Source organism: Mesorhizobium sp. M7A.F.Ca.CA.001.10.2.1 (assembly GCF_003998575.1).
In the GTDB taxonomy this organism is placed as follows: Bacteria; Pseudomonadota; Alphaproteobacteria; order Rhizobiales; family Rhizobiaceae; genus Mesorhizobium.
Genome location: NZ_RZQY01000322.1, coordinates 1 through 6,576 on the forward strand (window position 1 = coordinate 1; position 6,576 = coordinate 6,576).

General features: G+C 62.4%; 8 protein-coding genes. 2 read left to right on the top strand and 6 right to left on the bottom strand.

Annotated elements, in window-relative coordinates; genetic code table 11:
• Positions 1-1,052: 3,4-dihydroxy-2-butanone-4-phosphate synthase (ribB, locus tag EN964_RS20210; protein ID WP_127276666.1), on the bottom strand; the 1,052-nt coding region annotated here is incomplete at its 3' end.
• A 110-nt stretch (positions 1,053-1,162) separates the two neighbouring features.
• The gene (gene aroC / locus EN964_RS20215; RefSeq protein WP_127268177.1) at positions 1,163-2,263 is read right to left on the bottom strand and encodes a chorismate synthase; all 1,101 of its coding nucleotides are present in this window, start codon (positions 2,261-2,263) and stop codon (positions 1,163-1,165) included.
• Between the two features lie 178 nt (positions 2,264-2,441).
• On the opposite strand from aroC, the gene EN964_RS20220 reads away from it, so the two are divergent.
• Positions 2,442-2,702 carry a DUF1344 domain-containing protein gene (locus tag EN964_RS20220; protein ID WP_027035965.1) on the top strand — a complete coding sequence of 87 codons (261 nt, stop codon included), beginning with the start codon at positions 2,442-2,444 and terminating at the stop codon, positions 2,700-2,702.
• A 167-nt stretch (positions 2,703-2,869) separates the two neighbouring features.
• Here the strand turns inward: EN964_RS20220 and EN964_RS20225 are convergent, their stop codons facing one another.
• The 4 genes from EN964_RS20225 to EN964_RS20240 all read right to left on the bottom strand — a co-directional run bounded on the left by EN964_RS20225 (position 2,870) and on the right by EN964_RS20240 (position 5,921).
• Positions 2,870-3,457: a histidine phosphatase family protein gene (locus EN964_RS20225; protein WP_127268176.1), complete on the bottom strand. Its 588-nt coding sequence runs from the start codon at positions 3,455-3,457 to the stop codon at positions 2,870-2,872.
• A gap of 46 nt (positions 3,458-3,503) precedes the next feature.
• Positions 3,504-4,322: an enoyl-ACP reductase FabI gene (gene fabI / locus EN964_RS20230; protein ID WP_127268175.1), complete on the bottom strand. Its 819-nt coding sequence runs from the start codon at positions 4,320-4,322 to the stop codon at positions 3,504-3,506.
• Positions 4,323-4,428: 106 nt separating this feature from the next.
• Positions 4,429-5,358 (bottom strand): DnaJ C-terminal domain-containing protein, encoded by a 930-nt coding sequence (locus EN964_RS20235; RefSeq protein WP_127270333.1) that lies wholly within the window; start codon positions 5,356-5,358, stop codon positions 4,429-4,431.
• A 101-nt stretch (positions 5,359-5,459) separates the two neighbouring features.
• Positions 5,460-5,921: an RT0821/Lpp0805 family surface protein gene (locus EN964_RS20240; protein WP_127270334.1), complete on the bottom strand. Its 462-nt coding sequence runs from the start codon at positions 5,919-5,921 to the stop codon at positions 5,460-5,462.
• A 77-nt stretch (positions 5,922-5,998) separates the two neighbouring features.
• On the opposite strand from EN964_RS20240, the gene pdxH reads away from it, so the two are divergent.
• Positions 5,999-6,576: pyridoxamine 5'-phosphate oxidase (gene pdxH / locus EN964_RS20245; protein WP_127276668.1), on the top strand; the 578-nt coding region annotated here is incomplete at its 3' end.

A 6,576-nucleotide genomic window follows, 5' to 3' on the forward strand; every position in this document is an offset into this window, starting at 1 on the left:
ACATAGTGGCGTTCGCGCGAGGCGATCAGGTTGATCGAGGAGATGCCGAGATCCTTGAGGATCTGCGCGCCGAGCCCGATCTCGCGCCACTCGTTTTCGCGGCGGCGGGCCTCTTCGTGATCCTCGCGGTCGCCGCTTGCCGGTCGTTTGCGCTCCTGATGCGCAACGCCGACGGAGCCTTCTCTGAGATAGACGATGACGCCGCGCCTGCGCTCGCCCATTGCCTTCATAATGGCGTCGAGCCGGTGGCTGGTGCCGAACACATCGGTCACCACATCCTCCGAATGCAGGCGCACCGGGACCTCCTCGCCGTCACGAATGTCGCCGAAGACGATGGCGACGTGGTGCATGGAGTCCCACGGCAGCGTGTAGGTGAAGACCTGTGCCTTGCCGCCGAGCGTGTCGATTTCCGAGCAAGCGACGCGTTCGACCAGAGTTTCCTTACGTTGCCGGTAGGCGATGAGGTCGGCAACCGAAACCTGCTTCAGCCCATGCTCCTCGGCGAAAGCCTGCACCTGCGGGCCGCGCTTGACGGTGCCGTCATCATTGACCAGCTCGGAAATGACGCCGACCGGCGGCAGGCCGGCGAGCTTGCACAGATCGACCGCTGCTTCGGTATGGCCGGAGCGCATCAGCACGCCGCCTTCGCGCGCGATCAGCGGGAAGATGTGGCCGGGGCGGACGAAATCCGAGCCACCGACATTGCCGTTGGCAAGATTTCGAACGGTCAAAGTGCGATCTTCGGCCGAGATGCCCGTCGTGGTGCCATGCTTGAAATCGACGCTGACGGTGAAAGCGGTGGTATGGGCGGAATCGTTGTCGGCGACCATCGGCGCAAGGTTCAGCCGCTTGGCTTCTTCGCGCGGCATCGGCGTGCAGACGATGCCGGAGGTGTGGCGCACGATGAACGCCATCTTTTCGGGCGTGCAGTGGACGGCGGCAACGATCAGGTCGCCTTCGTTCTCGCGCCCGTCATCATCCATGACGACGACGATCTCGCCGCGTTCGAAAGCACGCAGGGCTTCGACGATCTTCTTCTGGTCGTAAGGCATAAGTGCTCGCTTTGCTCGCAGGGAATAAGGGAGTAGGGCAGTACGGGAGTAGGGAAAAGCAAAAAGATTTGGCCGGCCGCGCTAAGAGCGCAACATATTCCCTTATTCCCCTATTCCCTTCCCGTCTGTCCCCGATGCCGCAGATAGTGGTCGGCGATCGCACAGGCAACCATTGCTTCGCCGATCGGCACGGCGCGGATGCCGACGCATGGGTCGTGGCGACCCTTGGTCATGATCTCGACGTCCCTGCCGTCCTTGTCGATCGACTTTCGCGGCGTCAGGATCGAGGAGGTCGGCTTGACGGCGAAACGAGCGACGATCGCCTGGCCGGTCGAGATGCCACCGAGGATGCCGCCCGCATTGTTGGACAGGAACACCGGCTTGCCGTCATTGCCGATGCGCATCTCGTCGGCATTCTGCTCGCCGGTGATACGGGCGGCCTCGAAGCCGTTGCCGATCTCGACGCCCTTGACCGCGTTGATCGACATCAGGCCGGAGGCGATGTCCTGATCGAGCTTGGCATAGATCGGCGCGCCGAGGCCTGGCGGAACGCCGTCGGCGACGATTTCGATCACCGCCCCGACCGAGGAGCCCGCCTTGCGGATGCCGTCGAGATACTGGGTGAAGACGGGTACGGAGGCCGGATCGGGGGTGAAGAACGGATTTTCGGCATCGCCGATGAAATTCCAGTTCCAGTTGGCGCGGTCTATGGATTTTTCGCCCATCGACACCAGCGCGCCGCGCACCACAACGCCCGGAACCACCTTGCGCGCCAAGGCACCGGCCGCCACCCTGGCTGCCGTCTCGCGGGCCGAGGAGCGGCCGCCGCCGCGATAATCGCGCACGCCGTATTTGACCTCATAGGTGTAGTCGGCATGGCCCGGCCGGTATTGGCGGGCGATCTCGCCATAATCCTTTGAACGTTGGTCGACATTCTCGATCAGCATCGACACCGGCGTGCCGGTGGTGATCATCGTCTCGCCGTCCTCGTCGAAGATGAAGCCGGACAGCACCTTCACTTCATCCGGTTCGCGACGCTGCGTGACGAAACGTGATTGCCCCGGCCGGCGCTTGTCGAGTTCGGCCTGGATGTCTGCTCGAGTGAAGCGGATGCCGGGCGGACAGCCGTCGACCACGCAACCGAGCGACGGGCCATGGCTTTCGCCCCAGGTGGTGACGCGGAAAAGGTGGCCGAACGTGTTGTGAGACATGAAATGACCCTGCCCGGCATCGGAGCCGGCTGAAGATTGCGTTCTATTGGCGTTTTTCACAGGGGTCAAACTGTGATCTGGCGGATTTAGTTTTGACACATTCGGTTGGTTTCTGCTCTGCTCCATCCGCCGTTGAACGCCCGCCGCCATGCCGGCGCAATGATAAAGAGGAACGATCATGCGTACCCTGATTGGCGCCATTGCCGCCACGCTGCTGCTTTCCACCGCCGCTTTCGCCGGCCAGACCGAAGGCCTGATCAAGAAGATCGACAAGGATACGGCGACGCTGACGCTGGATGACGGCAAGTCCTACAAGCTGAACGCCGAGACCGATCTCGACGCGCTGAAGCCGGGCATGGACATCGTCATCGCCTACGATGTGACCAATGGCGAAAACATCGTCACCGACATGGAACTGCCGGACAGCTCTGCCAACTAGAGCTTCCAACCTCAATTGAATGCTGTGTTTGCGGTTCAGCTTTCGCCGAGCCGCCTGCCAATGGCCTAAAGCGTGTCGCGTCTGAACGGATTCAGGCGACCCGCTTTAGGTCTTTGTTTTATGCATGTCGTTCTCCCAAAACCGGGGTCACTTTTGGGCGACATGCATTAAAGCCACTCCAGACTCTTGCCTTCGAGCTTGAGCAGGCGATCCTGCGGTATTTCCAGGTTCGCGGCCTCGTCCTCGGCCAGCCCCAGAACGAAGCGAAACAAGGTGCGCATGACGCCGCCATGGGTCACGCATATCGTCTGGCGTTCGATCGCGTCGAAGCATGGCCTCACCCGTTCGAGCAGCATCTGATAGCTCTCCGCACCTTCGCCGGGCGGCTGAAAGTTCCACTTGTCCAGAGCACGCGTCATGCTCGCTCCGGGATATCCTGTCTCGAGCTCGGGAAAGGTAAATCCCTGCCAATCGCCGAAATTGACTTCGACGAGGCGCGGATCGGTTCGATAGGCATCCGGATCGAGCTTCATCGCGGCGCGAATACGCTGCATCGTTTCGCGCGTCCGTTTCATCGGACTGGCGAGGAAATCGAATTCCCAGGGATTTGGGACCAACGCGGCTAGCCGAAGCCCGTTGCCGGTCGCCTGTTCGCGGCCAAGAGCGTTGAGATCGGTATCGGCCTGCCCCTGAAGTCGCATTTCGGCGTTCCACGCGGTCTGGCCGTGGCGCGCGATATAAACCAGCGGGTACATCAGGTCTTCCGGTGCGGGATCGGGACGGACGACGGTTGGCCGGGCGTTAGTCCTTGACCGTCGAAATATCAGGCGCGTCGACCGCCTTCATGCCGACGACGTGGTAGCCCGAATCGACGTGATGCACTTCACCGGTGACGCCGCGCGACAGGTCGGACAGGAAATAGACGCCGGAATCGCCGACTTCCTCCTGCGTGACCGTCTGCTTCAGCGGCGAATTGTACTCGTTCCACTTCAGGATGTAGCGGAAATCGCCGATGCCGGAGGCGGCCAACGTCTTGATCGGGCCGGCCGAGATGGCGTTGACGCGGATCTTCTTGGCGCCGAGGTCGACCGCCAGGTAGCGCACGCTGGCCTCGAGCGCCGCCTTGGCGACACCCATGACGTTGTAGTGCGGCATCACTTTTTCGGCGCCGTAGTAGGTCAGCGTCAGCAACGAGCCGCCATCGGTCATCAGCGCCTCGGCGCGCTTGGCTATGGTGGTGAAGGAATAGACCGAAATGTCCATGGTGCGCAGGAAATTGTCGCGCGTCGTCTCGACATAGCGGCCGGTCAGTTCATCCTTGTCGGAGAAGGCGATGGCGTGGACGAGGAAATCAAGCTTGCCCCAGTGCCTGGCGACATTGGCGAAAACCTCGTCCAGGCTCGCCGGATCGGTGACGTCGCAATGGCCGGCGACAAAGGCGCCCAGTTCCGCCGCCAGCGGCTCGACGCGCTTCTTGAACGCCTCGCCCTGATAGGTCAGCGCGATCTCGGCGCCATGGTCGACGCACGACTTGGCGATGCCATAGGCGATCGACCTATTGTTGGCGACGCCAAGAATGAGGCCGCGCTTGCCGGCCATTAGGCCCTGTCCACCCGCCATGTGAGCGCTCTCCGCAAGATTTCAGCTTTGTGGGTTGCCCTATCGCACAGGCACAGAGCCCCTTCAAGCGTCCAAACCGGACAGTTCGGGGGACAAAAGCCGCCGATCAGCCTTTTTGGCCGCGCAACAGCGCTTCGAGCGCGCTGTCGCCGCCTTCCGGCAGCATGATACGCACATGAGCGTAGAGATCGCCGTGGCCGCCGGCCTTTTCCGGCAGGCCTCTGCCCTTCAGCCGCAGGACCTTGTCGGAGCTCGACCAGGCCGGAATGTTGACCGCGAGCCTGCCGGTCGGCGTCTCGACCGGCACCTTGGCGCCGAGCACCGCATCCGCCAGTACCACCGGTAGATCGGCGTGCAGGTCGCGGCCCTCGATGCGGTAGCGTGGATGTCGGCGCAGATGGATCTTGACCAGCGCGTCGCCTGGCTGGCCTGGCCCCTGCTCGCCTTGGCCCTTGAGGCGGATGGTCTGACCATCCTCGACATAGGCCGGCAGCTTGACCGCCACCTTGCGGCCGTCGGGGAACATCGCCGTCACCTTTTCGGCGGTCGCCGCTTCCTCGATGGTGATATCGAGCGTCACGTTCAGATCGGCTGCTGTCGCCTGCTGGCGGCGATCGCCCGTGCCGGGACCGCGCGCGCCCGAAAAAGTGTCGCCAAAAATCTGGCTGAAGATGTCGCTGTTGCCGTCGAACGGATCGCCACCCGGTCGGCCGGAGCGGAATTCGAACCGCGAACCGCCCGGACCCTGTTGCCGACGAAAGCCGCCAAAGGGATCGCCGCCACCGGCAGCGCCTTCAAAGCCCTGGAATCGCGGCTTGCCGTCGGCGTCGATCTCGCCGCGATCGAAAGCGGCGCGATTCTTTTCGTCGCCGACGATCTCGTAGGCCTGGTTGGCCGCGGCAAAACGGTCCTTCGCCTTGGGATCATTCGGATTCTGGTCCGGATGATGCTTCTTGGCGAGTTTCCGATACGCCGACTTTATGTCCTTGGCCGATGCGTTCCTGGCAACGCCCAGCACCTCATAGGGGTCGCGCATGTGCTTACTGCCCTGGAGTAGAGTTGAGTCTCTTGTGCCACCTATATGCGCTCGCATAGGAAGAAATTCCAGTGCTGGAGCAGCATATCAGACGCGGAAAATCAGAGCGCCTTGAAGTCCTGCATGCGCCAGCCGCCGGCGCTGGCCAGGCACAGTTCGCCTTCGAACATGGCAACGCCGTCAAAGCTTTCGCGCGAGGCCTTGAAGCGGCGGCAGGTCTGGCCGTTGTCCTTCAATTCCGCCAGATCGGTGATGGAACCGCGCGAGCCGGTGCCGGCATTGGCCCACGGCACGGCCTGCCCGCCGAGTTGCTCGATGTCGGCCGAGGAAACCGCATTGCCGATCGTCGTCTGGTCGGAGTCGCGATCCAAATTGGCCGGCGCGGCCGAAGCAGACGTGCTGCTGGTCAGGATCGAGCGGTCGACTTCGGCTTTTTCCAGGCTGAAGCCGCCGGCGCCACACGCGGCAAGCGGCAAGGCGAGCGCCACGATCGCGGCTTTCGCGCTGGCCGAAGCGATAACGCTCCATTGCCTGCTGTCAAAAGCTTGCGCGATACGCGACAATCGGCAGCCTCCCCCTTGCTTCGTAAAGAATCTTGGTTTTGTAAGAATCTTGGCTTCGTGACAATTTGAGAAAAACTATGAGTGACACTGAGTTAACAAGCGGTGACTTTACCGAGGCTGCCGAACCGTTTCGCCTCTTTGCCGCATGGCTGGACGACGCCACGAAAAGCGAGCCGAACGACCCCAACGGCGTGGCTCTGGCGACCGTCGATGCCGACGGCATGCCGGATGTGCGTATGGTGTTGCTCAAGGGGTTCGATGAAAGCGGGTTTGTCTTCTACACGAATTTCGAGAGCGCCAAGGGCCAGGAGATTCTTGGCAGCATGAAGGCGGCGATGTGTTTCCATTGGAAGTCGCTGCGCCGCCAGGTGCGCATTCGCGGACCGGTGGAGATCGTCAGCGACGCCGAAGCCGACGCCTACTATGCGACACGGCCGCGCGGCAGCCGCATCGGCGCCTGGGCTTCGAAACAATCGCGGCCGCTGGAAAGCCGCTTTGCGCTGGAGAAAGCGGTGGCGGAATACACGGCACGCTATCCGATCGGCGAGATCCCGCGGCCAAAGCACTGGTCCGGCTTCCGCATCGTGCCCAGCACCATCGAGTTCTGGCACAACAGGCCGTTCCGCCTGCACGACCGGCTCGTTTTTACGCGCAG